We start from the raw sequence: 18,277 nt of genomic DNA, 5'->3' as shown, positions 1-18,277 counted from the left end.
CTCTTTCCTCATTTCACATAATGTAGTAATGACACAAGATTCAGTCAATCTTTTGAAGGATACAATCATGCGAGAATCCGGACGCCAGTTCAACCAATTACGAGAAATTACTTTTGAGACAGGTTTTACCAAGCATGCCGAAGGCTCATGCTTAACACGATTTGGGGATACCCATGTACTGTGCACAGCCACAATCGAAGATCAAGTGCCCCACTTTTTGCGCAACAAAGGCACAGGGTGGATTACGGCAGAATACGGCATGCTTCCACGCTCGACTCACACACGTATCGATCGTGAGGCGGCCCGCGGAAAGCAAAGCGGACGGACCCAAGAAATTCAACGCTTAATCGGCAGGTCTTTGCGCGCCGTAATTGATTTGAAGGCTTTGGGGGAACGTCAAATCAAACTGGATTGCGATGTCCTTCAAGCAGATGGCGGAACACGTACAGCCGCCATTTCTGGTGCCTACGTCGCCCTGCATTTGGCTCTTCAAAAACTGGTAGAATCCGGAAAACTTTCAAGTCTTCCTTTAACACATCAAGTCGCTGCGGTCTCTTGTGGAATTATTAAAGGCAACCCCATGCTAGATCTTGATTATATCGAAGATTCAAGCGCTGAGGCCGACTCCAACTTTGTTCTGACGGATGAGGGCAAAATTATTGAAATTCAAACCACCGCCGAAGATAGACCATTTGAAGAAACACATTTTAATGCGATGATGGGCCTTGCCAAAGGTGGCATTCAAGAGCTCATTCAATTGCAAAGAAAAGCCTTGGGACTCTAAGGTCTTGTAGTTAAAAGTGCGAGTTTTACACCCAAGGCCATTAAAGCACCACCCGTAACACGTTCAATCCAATGCTTGGACTGGGTGAAGACTTTTTTAATGCGCGGTGTGGAAAGAAACAGCGCCACAAGAGAAAACCATAAAACTGTCGTTCCAAAAATAATCACGCCATAAAATGATAAAAGGAGTGATGGCGCATCAGAGGGAATGACCACGGTAAAAAGGCTTAATAAAAAAAGCATAGCTTTGGGATTCAGGGCGTTTGTAAGAAAGCCCAATCTTAAGGCTTGGAAAATCGTTAAATTTTTAGGAGCCTTTTCTACAGTCTCAATTTCCTCCGATTTTTTAGAGCGAAGACCTTTGTATCCAATATAAAGAAGGTATCCGGCGCCTACAATTTTCAACCCCATAAAAAGCCAGAGCGTTTGGGCGATGACAGTGCCTAATCCCAACAAAATATAACTCACATGAACCAAAATCCCTAAGGCAATTCCTAAGGCTGTGGCTAATGCCGCCCTTCTTGAAAAAAGAAGACTATTTCTCACCACGATCGCAAAGTCAGGCCCAGGACTGATGAGCCCCGCAATTTGAATGCCCGTGACTGTCAAAATTTCGGGCCAATAGGTGAGAATAAGATCAAACATAAATTGCATGGGTGAATTAATAATCTTGACTATTTAAGAGGATTCCAGCTAGGTTTGCAACATGATTAAAATGTATACTCAAATTACGTACCTTCGAAAAACGGCTTCACCTTTTAAAAAAGGTTTTAAGCGCAGCTAAGCGCGCACATATTTCTCCCCCTCTCGACATTTTTATTTTATCAATTTGAAAAACGGCTTATAAGGAATTGTGCGCATTACGTGCCCCTTTCATGGAAATTCTAGAATATGAAAAAAGGATATACAAACGACAAAGTTGGCCTTTGGCCCGTAGTGTCCTTGGTTACAGGCAATTTAGTCGGCTCTGGCGTTTATTTATTGCCTGCAACCCTTGCGGTTTATGGCACCATTAGTCTTTTTGGATGGATCATCACATCAATTGGTGCGATTTTGCTCTCCCTTGTATTTGCACAGTTAAGTGCGCGCATTCCCAAAACTGGTGGCCCCTACCTTTATGCACGAGAAGCTTTTGGCAATACAGTGGGATATTACGTCTGTTGGGGATATTGGATGCTCTCGTGGATCAGCAATCCCACCTTGGCAATTGCGGCTGTGGGATATGTTTCGGTTTTATCGGGAGGCCTCAGTCCAGCAGTGCACTTTCTTTTAGAGCTCGGGATTGTAGGAGGATTCACACTTTTTAATCTTTTTGGACTGAGGGTCACAGGATGGGTTGAATTATGGATTACTGTTTTGAAAATTGTGCCCTTGTTACTTTTGCCATTGATTGGACTTTTTTATATTGAACCGACACATTTTGCAGATTTAAATTCGTCAGGATTGCCCTTGGGCACGGCTTTGAATTCAGTTGCGTTTTTGACTCTTTGGGCTTTTGTGGGGCTTGAAACGGGAACGGTTCCTGCAGGCCAAGTTTTAAATGCCTCTAAAACAGTACCTCGGGCCACCGTTATTGGAACGCTTATTGCCACCGCCGTTTATGTTTTGGGAACTGTGGCTATTATGGGCATCGTCCCCCCCCATGACTTGGTCAATTCAAAGGCACCTTATGCGGATGCGGCCCAACTTATTTTTGGGGGAAGCTGGGGAACACCAATTGCCATTGCGGCTATTATCACCTGCTTGGGAACACTAAACGGATGGTTGATTGTGGTTGGACGTATTCCCTATGGTGCCGCTCATGATGGCGTATTTCCTGAGATTTTCAAAAAAACAACCAAGCACGGAACGCCCTATTGGGGTGTTGTAATTTCCTCCATTTGCACCCTGCCCCTTCTTTTGATGTCGTTGGAAAATACGCTTCTTGAGCAATTTCAGTTTATTGTGGATATGGCGGTGACTTTGATTCTTTTGGTCTATACGGTTTCGGTTTTGGCTTATTTTAAGTTGCTATTCCGCGATGGAAAATATTCCATAACTCAAATTTTGATTGGAGTTGGAGCCCTCGCATTTTCTATTTGGGCCTTGTGGGCCGCAAGCCTGAAGATGGTTTTGTTCTCACTTGCACTCCTCATCTGCGGAATTCCCATGCATTTATGGATGAAAAGGAAAGCACGACCTCGAAGATAAAATTTTAGAAGCTTTTAAGACTTTCCTAATCATTTTATGTAAGAACTAGAATTATGACACACATACTTCATTTCATCGGCGCAGCTCTGGGTTGCGGAACCAAAAAACCTGAGACCCTTGAGGGCCCTGAGGCTCTTTATCACACGCCCTTTTTAAAGCAACTCAATAATCTGGGCTATGTGACCTCTTGGGAAGACACAATTGTGGAGCATAATCCCAATAAAATTCAGGCAGGAACCCTTGAGTCACTTTCCGTGGTGCACGATTTTAATCACCGTTTGGCCCATACAGTTGATGATTCTTTGGAGCAATCAGCTTTTCCAATTGTGATTGGAGGAGATCATTCCGTTGCCATTGGCACGTGGTCCGGTGTGATTCATCATTTGAATGCAGAAGGTGAATTTGGTCTCATTTGGCTAGATGCGCATATGGATTCTCATACACCTCAAACAACGCCCTCCAATTGCATTCATGGTATGCCCTTGGCCACCCTTCTAGGACATGGTGAGGAAGAATTAACGCATCTTATTTCCCCCAAAGCAAAACTCAATCCAAAGCATGTCGTTTTAATTGGTGTACGCAGTTTTGAGGAAGGGGAGCAAAAGCTTCTCGAAAATCTCAATGTTCGCATTATGTTTCAAAAGGAAGTCCATCAACGGGGATTTCAGGCGTGCTTTGATGAGGCCCTTGAGATTGCACAAAAAGGCACCAAAGGCTTTGGAGTAACTTTAGATCTGGATATGTTCGACCCCCGCTTTGCACCCGGTGTAGGCGTTCCAGAAACCGATGGCGCCCTTCCCACTGAGACCTTGCCCGCTCTTCAAGGTCTGATTCAAAATCCTAATTTCAAAGCATTTGAAGTGGTGGAACTCAACCCCACGCTTGATCGAGACGATATCACGTTAACTCTTTTACAAGATATCATTGCATCCGTCCTCCAAAAGTCTTAATCTCCCTTTCAATAAGAAAGTCCTATAAACAGTGGAGTGTGCATGAAAATCTTGGTGCCAATTAAACGCGTTATAGATTACAACGTCAAAATTCGAGTCAAATCTGACGAATCAGGGATAGAACTCAGTGGCGTAAAAATGTCCATCAATCCCTTTGATGAAATTGCAATCGAAGAAGCTGTTCGGCTTAAAGAGCAAGGCAAAGCCAGTGAAGTCGTCCTCGTAAGCTTGGGCGAAAAATCCTCCCAAGAAACCTTACGGGCTGGGTTGGCGTTGGGGGCGGATCGCGCCATTCATATCGAATCAACTTCCATTCTCGAGCCGATTCATGTGGCGCATGCGCTCAAAATAATTGTTGCGCAAGAAAATCCTAACCTCGTTTTACTAGGAAAACAAGCTATTGATGATGATTGCAATCAAACAGGACAAATGCTCTCTGCGCTTTTGGGCTGGAGTCAGGCGACATTTGCTTCAAAAATTGCGATTGAAGGAAATCATGCAGCCGTCACAAGAGAAGTCGATGGCGGGCTTGAGACATTGAAACTTTCCCTCCCGTGCGTAATAACCACGGACCTCCGCTTGAATGAACCCCGATTTGCTACACTCCCCAATATTATGAAAGCCAAACAAAAGACCATGTCTATCATTGCGATTTCTGATTTAAACATTGATTTGGCACCGCATCTCAAAACTTTGAAAACCCAAGAGCCCGGAAAACGCCATGGTGGAATTAAAGTAACTAATGTCGATGAACTTCTCTCAAAACTCCAGAACGAAGCTAAGGTGATCTAATGTCAACTCTCATTCTTGCTGAACACAGAGATCAAAAATTATCCGCAAGCACTTTGTCCACAATTGGGGCGGCACAAAAATTAGGCAAGGACATTGATATACTTGTTTTGGGTGCTGTTATTGACCCTGTTGTGGAAGTACTGAAATCTTGCTCCGGCGTCACGCGTATTTTATCGTGTGGTCATACGTCTCTTCAAAATGATATTGCAGAAGCCCTAACGCCCACAATTTTGAAATGTTTAGATCAAAAATCCTATACCCACGTTTTAGCGCCCGCGACCACATTTGGGAAGAATATTTTGCCCCGAATTGCGGCACTCAAAAATGTCGGACAGATTTCTGATGTCATCGAAATCATCGATGAGAAAACATTTATCCGCCCTATTTATGCAGGAAATGCATTAACGACGGTTGAGTCTTTGGACCCACTTAAAGTTATGACCATTCGAACAACAGCTTTTGAAAGAAGCACTCAAACGGGTGGAAATGTAAAAGTCGAGACAATTGAATTTTCGCCCCCTCAAACTCCACTCCCCCAATTTATTTCCCTGATGGAGAGCAAAAGTGATCGCCCCGACTTGACTTCGGCGTCCATCGTTGTATCCGGAGGACGAGCTCTTCAAAGTCAAGAGAATTTCAAAATCATTGAAGCCCTTGCAGATACATTGGGAGCAGCCATCGGCGCCTCTCGTGCAGCGGTGGATGCGGGATATGTCCCCAATGATTATCAAGTTGGCCAAACGGGAAAAGTCGTAGCCCCCGACCTTTACATCGCAATTGGAATTTCAGGAGCGATTCAACATTTGGCGGGAATGAAAGACAGTAAAGTAATTGTGGCCATTAATAAAGACCCCGAGGCACCCATTTTTCAAATTGCCGACTATGGCCTTGTGGGAGATTTATTCCAAATCGTTCCCGAGCTTACGCAAAAGCTTCAAGGCCTGAGGAAGGCTAGTTAGGAGATTACATTATGATTAAACGTGTTGGAGTGATTGGCGCAGGGCAAATGGGCAATGGAATCGCCCACGTTTTTGCAATCTCAGGATTTGATGTACGCCTCAGCGATATTTCCGAAGAACGTGTTGAGAATGGAATTTCTACAATTCGCAAAAATATGGAGCGGCAAGTGGTCCGCAACAAATTGAGCGAAGGGGAAAAAGACAAAGCTCTGAATCATATAAAAGGTCAAGTGGGCTATGAAAAATTCTCTGATTGCGATTTTGTGATTGAAGCAGCAACAGAAGATGAAACGCTCAAACACGCAATCTTTAAGGATCTCGTCCCGCATCTTCCTCCGGCCACCATGATTGCCTCAAACACCTCTTCCATTTCGATCACCCGCCTTGCGGCAAGTACCGATCGGCCAGACCGTTTTATGGGCGTCCATTTTATGAATCCCGTACCTTTGATGCAATTGGTTGAGCTCATCCGCGGAATTGCCACATCCGAGGCCACTTTTACAGAAATCAAAGATCTAATGAGCAAACTAGGGAAACAAATCGCCATTTCTGAAGATTTTCCCGGATTTATCGTCAATCGCATCCTCATGCCCATGATTAATGAAGCCGTTTGGACTCTTCATGAAAGTGTGGGCACCGTTGAGGCAATTGATAAGGGAATGCGTTTGGGAACCAATCATCCCATGGGGCCTTTAGAGCTTGCAGACTTGATTGGCCTTGACACCTGCGCTTCAATCATGAATGTCTTATATCAAGGATTAGGTGGCGTGAAATACAAACCCTGCCCTCTTTTAATCAAGTATGTTGAAGCGGGATGGCTCGGTCGCAAAACCGATCGTGGATTTTATGATTACAGCGGTGATATGCCCCTGCCGACACGTTAAACAAAGGTGGTGAACAATGTCACAAGAAATTGAAAAACTCTCATTTGAGGACGCATTAAAAGAACTCGAGACGATTGTGAAACGTCTTGAGGAAGGTAAAGTCAGCCTTGAAGATGCAATTACCTGTTATGAAAGGGGCGCTCAGCTCAAATCTCATTGTGAGAAAAAATTGAGGGACGCCAAAATGCGCGTAGAACAAATCGTGGTAGGACAAGATGGTCAAATCTCAACAAAACCTGCTGAATTTAATTAAAAACCCAACGTCAGCCGGATATGCACCCCAGCGCCTTCTTATTGAAGACACGCTCAAGGATTTGCTTCCTCCGCCTACAACAACACTTGCCCGCGCGATGGCGTTTGCTACTCTGGGGGGTGGGAAACGGCTCCGTACACTTATGGTTTTGGAAAGTGCTGCGGCTTTTGGCGTGCCTCAATCCCAGGCCTTAAAAGTGGGAGCTGCTGTTGAGATTATCCATAGTTATTCTTTGATCCATGATGATTTGCCTGCTATGGATAATGCGGACTTAAGGCGGGGCAAGCCCACAATCCATCGACAATTTGATGAAGCCACCGCAATTTTAGCTGGAGATGCCTTAATCCCTTTGGCCTTTGAAATTTTCTCTGATCCCAAAACTCATCCTTCTCCTGAAGTACGACTACATTTGATCACCTCTTTAAGCCGTGCCATTGGTGCAGAAGGCCTTGTTATTGGCCAAATGCGGGATTTAGAACGGGAAGGAAAGACGGAGAGCCACAGCGATCTTCTCCAAGTATCTTTAGGAAAAACAGGTGCCCTTTTTGGATTTTCTACTGAGGCTGGTGGAATTTTAGGAGGAGCCTCTGTTGAAGACCTCCAAAATCTGCGCAAATTTGGCGAACTCTATGGGATTGCCTTTCAAATACAAGATGACCTTTTAGATGTAGAAGTCTCCTCTGTGGTTTCTGGAAAAACGACGGGTCGGGATGAAGCTCTCAATAAAACGACATTCGTGAGTGCTCTTGGAATTGAGGGTGCGCGCAAAGAATTTGAGAATTTAATCACACAAGCGAAAAAAATAATTTCAGATTAAAATTTAAAAGGGAGTTGAAGTGCAAATGAAATATCGACTTTGCTTGTTTTTGGGGATGATTCAGTCTGGACTTTCAACAACTTTAATTGCCGATAAATTTCAACCTTATCTATTCCCCTCTCTTCCTCTTGAGGTTCAACAGGAGCATATTAAAAAAGTGAAAAACGAAATTAATCATCGTTGGAATCACCTTATAAATTTGAAAAGTGATTTTGCCCTCTATCACAAAAAAACAAAAAGTGAGATCGCCGCAGAATTTGCTAAAATCGAAAAGCTGAGGCTTTCTTTATGGTATCGAGACGCTCAGTCCTTGCCCAGAATTTCACATCAAAATTATATTCTTTCTCAAAGTCTTTTGGAGTCAGGACGTTTCCGAAGCATCAACAACGTTGCTTTTGAATACAATAATACGGATAAACACTATAATGCGAGTACCATTCTCATTCAGGGACTGCATTTTATCGCGCTTCAAGAGCCCAGTGAAGATATTCTCAATTCTTTTCATAAGCTTCTTTTAAATGAACGTGTAAGCGCACTGGTCAGATTAAAACCTCAAAGTGAATTTAATAAAAAGGGTTCTGTAAAATATTGGGAAAACAATCTTTCTCAAGATGGAAAAAATACATTGCTCAAACTTACCATTCAGGGGCCCATTAAGCCAATTGAACCTAGTTTTATCACTTACTTTTATACAGAGTCTTGGGAAGATGATAAAGGCATCGAAGTTGAAGAACTTTATCGACTTGTTAAAGACGTTCAAAAAACGCATCAAGCTTTGCAAAATAAAGGCCCTATTGCTGTTCATTGTGCTTCAGGTGTTGGACGAACCGGCACATTTATTGCGGCATTTGCTTTAGCAAATCTCCTCGATCAAGGTGTGGACCCTCATAATATCAGCATTGAAGAAGTCGTCTTAAAACTTGCTGTTCAACGTCCTAATATGGTGGCCACTCCTGACCAATATCAGGTTCTTTATGATTTTATGGATTATTATTTTTCCAGAAAATCCACTGAGTTTAAGGCTTAATATTCTTTGTGATCATTGGCTTTTAAAATTAAACGTCACTCCATCAATGATAACAGAGTTTTCCTCAGCACAAAAAGTCGTGTTTGGGAAATCGCTCCGAACATATTTTGCACAAAGGGTACTTGTAGTTTCTGGATGTGCCAGAGCGAAAAGAGTGCCATTTGTAATATTTAAACCTTGCGTGTTTGAAAAAACAATAGAATGTGTTGGATAGGTGAGTGCTGTATCAATCACCTGTATTGGAGTGGCAATTTTCTTTGCAGTCATTTGAATGAAATAGTTAAAATTATCCATATTAGGATTCATTTGACTTACAATTTCATAGGTTGCTATATTTTGATTGTTTTTCAATTTGGCCACCACTTGATTTAAACTGTCTCCATTGTTGATAGTAATTGTGTCCACTAAAGCGGGATTGTTGGCTACATACTGGATCGTCAAGTTCCCGCTGATTTGAAGGGGGGTTATTGGATCTGGGCACCCCAATGCATTCAAAGATGCGTGATGTCGAGCTAGCTGTATAACCTTTAATTTTGGTGAAATGCTCTTGTCCGTTTCTCCTTCAACTTCAATCGTGACCGCAGCGATGAAATTTTGCGCGAGTCCAAAAATAATAGCGAAGGATAAAATTAAGATTTTCCGATGTGACATTAATTAGCTCCCTTTAGGTTTTAATTTTATTGTACAAAACCATAAATTTTTAAAATCATAAAACGATGCCTTGGATTCAAAAAAGTTTAAAGATATTCGTGTTTTAAACCTTTAGCAAACTCAAAACTTTCAAGGAAATACTCGGACACGAACGAGATTTTAAAAATATACCCTCAGTGAAACAACAACTTAGCCAAAAAATACCAGATCAAGTCAGGGACTAAAGGTTAGGGGTGATGCAGTTAGCTGACTTTTCTAACTAAATTACAACACCTTCTTGAGGAAAGCATTTTCATGGGACGCCCACACTCCGAGAACCTAGAGCTCAAATCCCATGGGCAGGATGAGAAGGAGTCGTATAGGTTTCTTCTAAATCCTCAAGTTTACAGCTGAGCTTTTCAATCTCAAGTTTGATTTGTCCGCCCTCTGAGAAAACTAAATGCACACAACCATCTTTGGTGTTGTGAATGGTAAGAAGATTAACGAGCGTCTCTGGATGAGTAGCAAGTCCTTGTTTTTGAACATTTTTAACATAATCAAAGAGGGTCCCAGATTGCACACGATGAAAAGCAGTTCCATCTTTTTCATGATGGTGCGCACACTCCCAGCAAAAGCGATTGGCCACAAGATAAAATTGATTTTTCTCTTTTTCATAACGCATTCCCGAAATGGGAATAAGCGCATCTTGCAGAAGAGAGGAAATTATTGTTAAATCTTCACTATCAATGGCTTTGAGTTTGAGAGGTGGTGTTGTATGAGAATTGTGATCCATTCTTGATGTTTCCCTGTTGAATCGTCATCGTTCTCATTTATATATAGTGTCATTCCTGAAGGCGTTCAATCTCTGCGCCGCAATTTCTGAGTTTTTCTTCAAGGCCTTCATATCCGCGATCAAGATGATAGACACGATTAACAAGGGTCTCGCCCTGGGCCACAAGGCCTGCAAGTACTAAAGAGACGGAGGCGCGAAGATCGGTGGCCATCACAGGTGCTCCAATTAAATGGGGGACACCTCGCACAAGAGCAGAAGAACCATGAACGGTAATGTTGGCGCCCATGCGGCAAAGTTCAGGCACATGCATAAAGCGGTTCTCAAAGATGGATTCGGTAATCATCGAGGCACCCTCTGCGGTACACATGAGAGTCATGGCCTGGGCTTGAAGATCGGTGGCAAATCCGGGGAAGGGTTCTGTCATGATATCAACACCATGATTTTTTCCATTAACTGATTTCACACGAAGGCCTGTCTCGCTTTGAGTGAATTTAACACCACTTTGCTCTAAAAGTGGCGCAAAACTGGGAATGAGATTCACATCTCCATACTCTAAGAAAATATCGCCGTGGGTAATGGCTGCGGCAATAGCGTAGGTTCCCATTTCAATGCGATCAGGAAGAATACGGTGCGTATAGCCATGGAGTTTTTCAACGCCTTCAATGGTAATTGTGTCAGTGCCCATGCCAGAAATTTTGGCGCCCATACCATTTAAACAATGGGCAAGATCCACAATCTCAGGTTCCCGTGCGGCATTAATGAGGCGCGTTTGCCCCTTGGCCAAGGCTGCGGCCATCATGAGGTTTTCGGTGCCCGTCACCGAAACCACGGAGAATGTAAAATCAGCTCCTTTAAGTCCCTGGGAGGCTTTGGCGTGGATATAGCCTTCCCCGAGTTCAATCTCAGCGCCCAAAGCTTGAAGCCCTTTAATATGAAGATCAATGGGACGAGTTCCAATGGCACAACCTCCGGGAAGGGAGACGTGAGCTTCCCCGTGGCGGGCTACCAAAGGCCCTAATACAAGGACGGAGGCCCGCATTTTGCGCACTAAATCATAAGGCGCTGTCGTGCTCGATAATCCTTTGGCATTAAAGGTGACGGTTTTTGAGCTTGTGTCAGAATGAACTTCTACGCCCAATTGCGCCAAGAGATCAATCATTGAGCTGATATCGCTCAAAAAAGGCATATTTTGAAGATGGAGTGCATCATCTGTCAAAAGACAGGTGGCCATCAACGGGAGAGCCGCATTTTTAGCGCCACTGAGAGGAATAGTACCTTTGAGCGTTTTTCCGCCCTGAATTCTAATTTTATGCATAATACCAAGCCTTTAAGAATTAACTGATTTAAGTGAAGAAATAACTTTGGGGAGAGTCACGCCTTGTTGTCCCATATATTTGCCCTTACGGTCTCGATAAGAGACTTCGCACGCTTCATTCCCTTTTAAAAAAAGGAACTGACACGCACCTTCATTGGCATAAATTTTAGCAGGCAGCGGGGTCGTATTTGAAAATTCCAATGTAACATGACCTTCCCATTCGGGTTCAAGGGGGGTCACATTTACAATAATACCACAACGGGCATAAGTGGATTTTCCAAGACAAATCACAAGAACATCACGAGGGATTCGGAAATATTCAACTGTGCGTGCAAGCACAAAACTATTAGGAGGGATCACACAAACGTCTGTCTCGCGGTCGACAAATCCTGCATCTGAGAAATTTTTGGGATCTACAATGGCGTTGTCCACATTGGTGAAAATTTTAAACTCAGGCGCCACGCGCGCATCATAGCCATAAGACGAAAGACCGTAAGAGATCACGCCTTCTTTGGTTTGATGTTCAACAAATGGCTCAATCATTCCGTTTTCACGGGCTTGTGCGCGAATCCATTGATCAGAAAGTATCGACATGTGTGGTGGCTCCCCAGGGGTCATAAGCTGATTCCTTTTACTGGATCCTGAGCCTTGGGACAAGAGGTCTTCAAGAGTATATTTAGATAAAAGCACAAAATGAGCTTAAAATCAATTTTTTCAATTGCCCAAGAGACTTATTACATTGAAAAACTTTGTTATAAGTGTTGAGTCAGTTCTGAACTAGGTGGATGTACAACCTAGACCTTTCTCGTAATTTCCTCTCCGTTTTTCAGAAGCGACTACATGGACAAATTTTTGAACAATTTGCATCTTGAGGGCGCTTGCCTTTTCCAGAGCACCCATCCCAAAAACTTCCACTAAGACTTTCCATCAGAAGTATAACAAGTGAGAATAGGGAAAGAAATTTCCCAATTATGATTATTGGCCTTTCTGACGCCGTTAGCAAGGGCATGTTTGATGCGCAAGAAGTATCGTATATGAGGATTGCTCCAAATGCATAGCCCTCAACTCTTAAAACAACTAGCCCACGCGCACGGAGTCAAAAGCTTTTTGATTTAATAGAAAGGCTGTTGCATTAACCGCTTCCATAGGTTTTGCAAAATAATAACCTTGTCCGTAATCGCATGATAGTTCTTGGAGCTTTTTCATTTGGGCCTCAGTTTCAATACCTTCGGCTACAATTTTTAAATCTAAATCTTTGGCAAGTCCAATAATTGTGGAAACCAGGCGCTCTGTACGCTTGTCTTTAATCATGGCAGATATGAACTCTCTGTCAATTTTTAAAACATCAAAAGGAAAATTATGAAGATAACTTAAAGATGAGTATCCGGTCCCAAAGTCATCAATAGAGATTTTAATACCCAAAGCAGTCAGTTTTTTCAGACGCTCTATCACAAGATTAGGATCTCTCATAATCACACTTTCCGTAATTTCGAGATAAATAAAATGACGCAAACCTCCAATTTTTTTGAGAGTTGAAACAATAAGTTCAAAGTAATGATTATCCATCAATTGGCGCACTGATATATTCACACCAATTTGAGGCGTGTTTTTAATTCCCATTGTGTGAATCCACGTACGAACCTGAGCAATCACTTTTTCCAAAACCGACTGGCCAATACGTCCAATCAGACCCACTTCTTCTGCAAGCGGGATAAAAAGATCAGGAGAGATGAACCCTTTTTCAGGATGGTTCCATCGCAAGAGGGTCTCAAAGGCATGAATTTGTCCAGTCTTAAGATCAATCAAGGGCTGATAATAGACTTCTAATCCATCACAATTCACACAATGTCTGAGGTCAGATTCCATTTGCATACGCCAGATCACTTTTTCATGTTGAGAATGATCAAATACCTCAAGTCTGGCTTTGCCTGTGGATTTTGCTTCATACATCGCAAGATCAGCGTTGCGTAAAACACTTTGTGGATCGGGGAGGTTGGGATCTAAAAGAGTTAATCCAATGCTCGAAGCAATGTGAATTTCTTTGCCTGAAATTTTGTAAGGCTGGTTGAGTTTTTTTAAAATGCGTTCTGCAATGATTTTGGCCTCTTGAAGATCATTAATGGGGTCAAGTAGAACCGTGAATTCATCTCCTCCCAAGCGCCCCACGGTATCCGTAGAGCGGGTACTCTCTCTCAGGACATTGGCAACAACTTTAAGAACTTCATCTCCAATTTCATGCCCCATGGAATCATTAATGTATTTAAAACGGTCAAGATCTAGGAAAAGAACTGCTACTTTCTTTTCCCCCAATCGTCTTGATTTTTGGATAGCTTGATCTAGGCGATCAATGAAAAGAGCACGATTGGTGAGACCTGTGAGCTCATCATGAAAGGCGGCTTTGTATAAGGACTCTTCGTATTGTTTGCGAAGTGTTATATCTGTTTGAGATCCTGCAATGCGAACGGCTTTCCCTATCTTGTCTCGTGAGGCAAGCCCTCGGGCAAGAGCCCAAATATAATGTCCTTGATGATGTTGAATGCGATATTCAATTTGAATTTTCTCAGATTGACCTTCGATGTGTTGCTGAATTTCTTTTCGTACCAACTCTTGATAGTCAGGATGAATACGAGAAAGCCAATCTTCAATGGAGTTCAAAGCGATACTTTGAGGAATTCCAAGCATATCTCGCCACCTTATGGAATAATAAACAAGATCTGTCATAAGATCCCAATCCCAAAGGCCATCGTTGGCAGCTTCTGCGGCCAAGAGATAGCGCTCCTGGGTTTGAGTGAGTTCATGTGCTTGGCGCCTTAAATCATGATTGGCCTCTATAAGCTCTGATGACATTACCTCCATGGTGTGTTCGCTTAAACGTCTTTCCTTATCAGAATCTAAATAGGCTTGATCAACAAGAGCTACGAAATAGCCAAAGGGATCCGCAAACGTGGATTTCTCCGCCTTTTTTATTTGCTTTTTTAAAAGCGAATGCCTTATTCTTGATTCATCAATATTTTCAAACATAGATCATTTTTCTGAAATTGTTGTAATTGTCATCGTTTGATTGTGAAGGACTGGAATTTCTGAAAGATAATGGGGGGCAATTTCTCCATAGGAATAAAAGCCAAGACGTGAGTTGTTTGCCCCCAACATATTGGCGGATTCTTCAACCTCATTCACAACCTGTTGTCCCATTAACGCTTTACGACCTAAACAGCTAATTAATATGGAAAATGAATTATCAGCTTCGGGAATAGCTGCAAATTCTGCAGCTTTGGCGGCTCCCTCTACGATATTGTCAAATTTTCCCCACATAAGGCGTGCATTCCATCCTTCTGGCACATCACCTGAAAATATAAGGGAGTTGTTGTTTTCATCTACAGCCAGAATAGTCCTTGTCACTGCATGATCTGGATTGAGTCCTTGTGGCCAGATTGCAAGTGGGAAATAGAGAGCGGAAGCAGGAAGGTTTTCGGCTTCATCCCCTAAATATCTTTTATAAAGATCAAGGGCTGGTTTTCCGTCTAGCTCATACATGATATTTCCTGAAGACTTTGTAATGAGGCGCTCAGGTCCAAAGGTTTCCCACCCGCCTTGACTTCCCCAACGAATATCAAGGTCATCGCCATAAAAGCCGATGGCTACAACATTTTGAGAGGTGGGGTTAGCATTACACCCTACAAGGGTCTCTTGGAAGCGATCGCCATCCCCCGCAAGGCCTCCTGTAACGACTACTTTCGAGATATCCACAACATCATTAACACCTTTTACAAGTGCGCTTCCATTGACAACAAGCCCCTCTGAAAGAAGAAATACTGCACGCAGCTTCTCTTTTTTATTCAGCTCTTGGGCGAGCTCTTTCCCAACCTCATAAGAGTCTTCTGAAGAGTTGAGTGTGCGGGAGGTGGCTTGGATTTCAGAGTTTGCAAAACTAATCGCACAATAGGAGCAGCTATCCTCATTATATTCCCGATCAAAAATCTCACCGCCTGTGCTGCATCCAGCAATAATCGCATTAGGGTATATGGTTTTGAACTTTTGATAAATATCTTGATTTTTAAGGAGTTTGTAAGCTCCAAAATATAGGACTAGCTGAACATCATCACCAAGATGGTGCGTATTTTGCTCAAGCGATTGTTTTGCGTTCCATGACCCCTGCTCAACCTTCATTCGTTTTCTCCCCTTTGCGATATTTTAATTCGTCAAAATTTTGACATAAATATCTTTACAAAAGATTAACTGATTTTTGGGTTCTTCTCAACAGATGTATGGCACGCCCCCTCCCCCACAAAGATAAATTTAAGGGAAATCTTTTTGGAAAACGCAAGGCAATCTCATGAAAAACAGAAAACATCACGGCCACCGAATCGTCATACTGAATTTATTTCAGCATCTCAATATTTTGCCGAAAAGACAGTTTTTGCGATGTGTTCGGTAAAAAAGATCCTGAAACAAGTTCAGGGTGACATATTTTTTGATTTTAAACGCTCAAATACAATACCCCCTTGAGGTAAACTTTTTCAGGGGGTAACCCTGTCGGAAAATCAAGAATACTGGCATATTGGCGTAAAATATTTACAATGAATCTCTCCCCTAAAATTATAAAGCATGTTACAAGACAAGCAGAAACTTTAACTTAAGAAATGACTTTGATGAAATTCGATAAAAATGCTTTGTATTTCCTGCCATTAGGCGGGTGTGGTGAGATCGGAATGAACCTGAACCTTTACCATGATCAAGGAAAATGGATCATGGTGGATATGGGAATTACCTTTGATGATACGCCTGGCATTGAAGTTGTCATGCCGGACATCACCTTTTTGGAAGAGATTAAAGACGATCTTTTGGGTCTTGTTCTGACGCATGCCCATGAAGATCATTATGGCGCGATTCAATATCTTTGGACAAAAATCAAGTGCCCCATTTTTGCAACCCCATTTACGGCAGAGATGCTGAAATACAAAACGAAGGAAGCCGGAATTAATCCGCCCGTACACGTGATACCTCTAGGTGGCGGCATTGATATTGGACCTTTCTCCATTGACTTTATTAATTTAACCCACTCGATTCCTGAGCCCAATGCCTTGGCCATTAAAACCACAAAAGGAACAATTCTTCACACAGGTGATTGGAAGATTGACCCTAATCCCCTCGTTGGAGATTCAACGGATGAAGATAAATTAAAACGCCTTGGAAAAGAGGGCGTTTTGGCACTTGTATGCGATTCCACCAACGTTTTTGAAGAAGGTCGCTCGGGGTCAGAAGCGGTCATTCGCGAAAACTTGATCGAACTTGCAGGAAAATATCCTGGGAAACGCGTTGTCATGGCGTGCTTTGCCTCAAACGTCGCACGCGTGGCTACAGGCTATGAAGCCGCCCATCAAAATGGCCGCTTTCCTGTTTTAGTCAGACGTTCCCTTGAAAAAGTAGATGCCGCCGCACGGGCATCTGGTTATTTCCAAGGCATGCTCCCTTTTTTGAAAGCGTATGACGCCAAAGCACTCGATCGCGGCAAAACTCTTTTGATTTGCACAGGAAGCCAAGGTGAGCAACGGGCAGCTCTCAAACGCATTGCAAGTCAAGAAGATAGACATATTAAGCTCGAAACGGGTGATGTTGTGATTTTCTCCTCCCGTCAAATTCCTGGAAATGAAAAGCAAATCGATGAGCTTCAAAACATGCTCGTGGAACAAGGTGTTGAGCTCATCACGCATATCGAAGCCGATGTTCATGTTTCCGGTCATCCTTGCCGTGATGAATTGATTGATATGTACGGTTGGACAAAACCTCAAATTCTTATTCCCGTTCACGGAGAAGAAAAGCATTTGGTCGAGCAATCGAAACTTGGAAAGCTTTGCCAGATTCCTCATACAATTGTTACACATAATGGGCAGGTCGTAGAACTCACGTCTGGAAAACCTGAAATTGTGGGCGAAGTGCATCATGGGCGATTGGCAGTGGATGGAAACGTTCTCATTCCTTTTCAAGGAGAAACCATGCACATTCGGCATCGCATGATGGCCAATGGTCAAATTATTGCAACACTTGTGGTCTCGGAAAAAGGTCAATTACTGGCAGAACCCGAAATCCTCTTTTTTGGGGTGGGAGAATTTCATGAAGAGCTCGAACTCCAAGAAGACTGCATTGAATCACTTCAAGCCATTTTGGCGGATATGACTTTGGATGAACTTCAGGACGATGTTCTTTTGGAAGAAAAAACGAGAACTCTGATTCGGCGTATTGTCAATGCGGCAAGAGGCAAAAAACCACCCACCCATGTCCAAGTTATTCGGGTGTGAAACCACAGAAGCATCAAATAAAATCAAATAGTTATTTTTCAACAAAACTTATCGCAAATAACAATGACAGTGGTGCATAAATAGAGAAATGTGATTTTCAAGGCCATTGCATAATTAATAAAAATTCCAACTGAGGTCCTGAAAAGCTAATTTTTGAGTTTTTTAAATTGAGGGGGATGATATTTTTCTTCGTCTCTTTGTTCTTTTTTTGCTCAAATACTCACTTAACTCGCCTGATTTATCCATAAGCAACCTTATTTGTGGCCTTTAAGAGGTTAAAGGCTATGGCTTTTAGGGCCATTTGTCCTTGAACTTTGGGTGTTGTAAAATAGGATGCTCTCGTGAATTTGAATTTTCGTTTTAAGGTTCCAAATCCTTGTTCCACCCTATATCGAATCTTCGAAATCATCCGGTTAAATACTTTTTGCCAATGGGTTAAGGGCTTATTTCTTTTCGCTTTCTCCATCAACCCGTTCTTAATCCCCTTAGACCTCAGCAAGTCTTTGTTTCCTTGGGAAGCATACCCTTTGTCTCCATAAAGCCTCTTATCTCGACGCTTCTTCACAACCTCTTCCAACTCTCTCACTT

General features: G+C 42.7%; 18 protein-coding genes (1 of these 18 only partly in view). 10 read left to right on the top strand and 8 right to left on the bottom strand.

The genetic code is table 11. The features are described from left to right. The first annotated feature begins 67 nt into the window (after nt 1-67). Nucleotides 68-784 carry a ribonuclease PH gene (gene rph, locus Bealeia2_RS03540; protein WP_331255967.1) on the top strand — a complete coding sequence of 239 codons (717 nt, stop codon included), beginning with the start codon at nt 68-70 and terminating at the stop codon, nt 782-784. Here the strand turns inward: rph and Bealeia2_RS03535 are convergent. After that, nucleotides 781-1,437, bottom strand: coding sequence for a LysE family translocator (locus tag Bealeia2_RS03535; RefSeq protein ID WP_331255744.1), 657 nt, complete (start codon nt 1,435-1,437; stop codon nt 781-783). The genes rph and Bealeia2_RS03535 overlap by 4 nt on opposite strands. Nucleotides 1,438-1,674: 237 nt before the next feature. Between Bealeia2_RS03535 and Bealeia2_RS03530 the strand changes: the two genes are divergently transcribed. Genes Bealeia2_RS03530 through Bealeia2_RS03495 form a run of 8 tightly spaced genes read left to right on the top strand, consistent with a single transcriptional unit; the run spans nt 1,675 to nt 8,655 of the window. Continuing rightward, a complete protein-coding gene (locus Bealeia2_RS03530; protein ID WP_331255743.1) occupies nt 1,675-2,973 on the top strand; it encodes an amino acid permease in 1,299 nt (432 codons plus the stop codon). A 53-nt stretch (nt 2,974-3,026) separates the two neighbouring features. Then, the gene (locus tag Bealeia2_RS03525) at nt 3,027-3,923 is read left to right on the top strand and encodes an arginase (RefSeq protein WP_331255742.1); all 897 of its coding nucleotides are present in this window, start codon (nt 3,027-3,029) and stop codon (nt 3,921-3,923) included. A 42-nt stretch (nt 3,924-3,965) separates the two neighbouring features. Then, a complete protein-coding gene (locus Bealeia2_RS03520; protein ID WP_331255741.1) occupies nt 3,966-4,715 on the top strand; it encodes an electron transfer flavoprotein subunit beta/FixA family protein in 750 nt (249 codons plus the stop codon). Next, nucleotides 4,715-5,674 (top strand): electron transfer flavoprotein subunit alpha/FixB family protein, encoded by a 960-nt coding sequence (locus Bealeia2_RS03515; protein ID WP_331255740.1) that lies wholly within the window; start codon nt 4,715-4,717, stop codon nt 5,672-5,674. Before Bealeia2_RS03520 ends, Bealeia2_RS03515 begins: the two co-directional genes overlap by 1 nt. A gap of 11 nt (nt 5,675-5,685) precedes the next feature. Beyond that, a complete protein-coding gene (locus Bealeia2_RS03510; protein WP_331255739.1) occupies nt 5,686-6,558 on the top strand; it encodes a 3-hydroxybutyryl-CoA dehydrogenase in 873 nt (290 codons plus the stop codon). A 16-nt stretch (nt 6,559-6,574) separates the two neighbouring features. Continuing rightward, entirely contained in the window at nt 6,575-6,811 is a 237-nt protein-coding gene (locus Bealeia2_RS03505) for an exodeoxyribonuclease VII small subunit (protein WP_331255738.1), read from the top strand. After that, entirely contained in the window at nt 6,774-7,628 is an 855-nt protein-coding gene (locus Bealeia2_RS03500; protein ID WP_331255737.1) for a polyprenyl synthetase family protein, read from the top strand. Before Bealeia2_RS03505 ends, Bealeia2_RS03500 begins: the two co-directional genes overlap by 38 nt. 25 nt (nt 7,629-7,653) lie before the next feature. After that, nucleotides 7,654-8,655 (top strand): tyrosine-protein phosphatase, encoded by a 1,002-nt coding sequence (locus tag Bealeia2_RS03495; protein ID WP_331255736.1) that lies wholly within the window; start codon nt 7,654-7,656, stop codon nt 8,653-8,655. 12 nt (nt 8,656-8,667) lie between these two features. Here the strand turns inward: Bealeia2_RS03495 and Bealeia2_RS03490 are convergent, their stop codons facing one another. The 6 genes from Bealeia2_RS03490 to Bealeia2_RS03465 form a co-directional block, all read right to left on the bottom strand. Beyond that, on the bottom strand, nt 8,668-9,306 hold the full coding sequence (locus Bealeia2_RS03490; RefSeq protein WP_331255735.1) for a hypothetical protein: 639 nt from the start codon (nt 9,304-9,306) through the stop codon (nt 8,668-8,670). Nucleotides 9,307-9,631: 325 nt separating this feature from the next. Beyond that, entirely contained in the window at nt 9,632-10,078 is a 447-nt protein-coding gene (locus tag Bealeia2_RS03485; RefSeq protein ID WP_331255734.1) for a DUF2948 family protein, read from the bottom strand. 49 nt (nt 10,079-10,127) lie between these two features. Further along, nucleotides 10,128-11,393: a UDP-N-acetylglucosamine 1-carboxyvinyltransferase gene (murA, locus tag Bealeia2_RS03480; RefSeq protein WP_331255733.1), complete on the bottom strand. Its 1,266-nt coding sequence runs from the start codon at nt 11,391-11,393 to the stop codon at nt 10,128-10,130. 12 nt (nt 11,394-11,405) lie between these two features. Further along, on the bottom strand, nt 11,406-11,987 hold the full coding sequence (gene dcd, locus Bealeia2_RS03475) for a dCTP deaminase (protein WP_331255732.1): 582 nt from the start codon (nt 11,985-11,987) through the stop codon (nt 11,406-11,408). Nucleotides 11,988-12,470: 483 nt separating this feature from the next. Next, a complete protein-coding gene (locus Bealeia2_RS03470; protein ID WP_331255731.1) occupies nt 12,471-14,414 on the bottom strand; it encodes a putative bifunctional diguanylate cyclase/phosphodiesterase in 1,944 nt (647 codons plus the stop codon). Nucleotides 14,415-14,417: 3 nt separating this feature from the next. Then, entirely contained in the window at nt 14,418-15,560 is a 1,143-nt protein-coding gene (locus Bealeia2_RS03465; RefSeq protein ID WP_331255730.1) for an FIST signal transduction protein, read from the bottom strand. Nucleotides 15,561-16,042: 482 nt separating this feature from the next. Here Bealeia2_RS03465 and Bealeia2_RS03460 point away from each other — a divergent pair, with 482 nt between their 5' ends. Further along, nucleotides 16,043-17,689, top strand: a complete 1,647-nt coding sequence (locus Bealeia2_RS03460) for a ribonuclease J (protein ID WP_331255729.1) — start codon at nt 16,043-16,045, stop codon at nt 17,687-17,689. A gap of 238 nt (nt 17,690-17,927) precedes the next feature. On the opposite strand, the gene Bealeia2_RS03455 is transcribed toward Bealeia2_RS03460, so the two are convergent. Further along, nucleotides 17,928-18,277 carry the final stretch of an IS5 family transposase gene (locus tag Bealeia2_RS03455; RefSeq protein WP_331255236.1) on the bottom strand. Its footprint extends 634 nt past the window's final position, so only the last 350 of its 984 coding nucleotides appear in the window; its start codon lies beyond the right edge, outside the window; it ends in the stop codon at nt 17,928-17,930.

The organism is Candidatus Bealeia paramacronuclearis (assembly GCF_035607555.1).
Classification (GTDB): Bacteria; Pseudomonadota; Alphaproteobacteria; order UBA9655; family UBA9655; genus Bealeia; species Bealeia paramacronuclearis.
The sequence above is the reverse complement of the archived record's forward strand: the minus strand, read 5'-3'. Positions and strand labels throughout refer to the sequence as shown.

Bases quoted from the DNA above. Each gene is read 5' to 3' on its own strand.
- rph (WP_331255967.1), top strand. From the start codon at position 68: ATGCGAGAATCCGGACGCCAGTTCAACCAATTACGAGAAATTACTTTT.
- Bealeia2_RS03535 (WP_331255744.1), bottom strand. From the start codon at position 1,437: ATGCAATTTATGTTTGATCTTATTCTCACCTATTGGCCCGAAATTTTG.
- Bealeia2_RS03530 (WP_331255743.1), top strand. From the start codon at position 1,675: ATGAAAAAAGGATATACAAACGACAAAGTTGGCCTTTGGCCCGTAGTG.
- Bealeia2_RS03525 (WP_331255742.1), top strand. From the start codon at position 3,027: ATGACACACATACTTCATTTCATCGGCGCAGCTCTGGGTTGCGGAACC.
- Bealeia2_RS03520 (WP_331255741.1), top strand. From the start codon at position 3,966: ATGAAAATCTTGGTGCCAATTAAACGCGTTATAGATTACAACGTCAAA.
- Bealeia2_RS03515 (WP_331255740.1), top strand. From the start codon at position 4,715: ATGTCAACTCTCATTCTTGCTGAACACAGAGATCAAAAATTATCCGCA.
- Bealeia2_RS03510 (WP_331255739.1), top strand. From the start codon at position 5,686: ATGATTAAACGTGTTGGAGTGATTGGCGCAGGGCAAATGGGCAATGGA.
- Bealeia2_RS03505 (WP_331255738.1), top strand. From the start codon at position 6,575: ATGTCACAAGAAATTGAAAAACTCTCATTTGAGGACGCATTAAAAGAA.
- Bealeia2_RS03500 (WP_331255737.1), top strand. From the start codon at position 6,774: ATGGTCAAATCTCAACAAAACCTGCTGAATTTAATTAAAAACCCAACG.
- Bealeia2_RS03495 (WP_331255736.1), top strand. From the start codon at position 7,654: ATGAAATATCGACTTTGCTTGTTTTTGGGGATGATTCAGTCTGGACTT.
- Bealeia2_RS03490 (WP_331255735.1), bottom strand. From the start codon at position 9,306: ATGTCACATCGGAAAATCTTAATTTTATCCTTCGCTATTATTTTTGGA.
- Bealeia2_RS03485 (WP_331255734.1), bottom strand. From the start codon at position 10,078: ATGGATCACAATTCTCATACAACACCACCTCTCAAACTCAAAGCCATT.
- murA (WP_331255733.1), bottom strand. From the start codon at position 11,393: ATGCATAAAATTAGAATTCAGGGCGGAAAAACGCTCAAAGGTACTATT.
- dcd (WP_331255732.1), bottom strand. From the start codon at position 11,987: ATGTCGATACTTTCTGATCAATGGATTCGCGCACAAGCCCGTGAAAAC.
- Bealeia2_RS03470 (WP_331255731.1), bottom strand. From the start codon at position 14,414: ATGTTTGAAAATATTGATGAATCAAGAATAAGGCATTCGCTTTTAAAA.
- Bealeia2_RS03465 (WP_331255730.1), bottom strand. From the start codon at position 15,560: ATGAAGGTTGAGCAGGGGTCATGGAACGCAAAACAATCGCTTGAGCAA.
- Bealeia2_RS03460 (WP_331255729.1), top strand. From the start codon at position 16,043: ATGAAATTCGATAAAAATGCTTTGTATTTCCTGCCATTAGGCGGGTGT.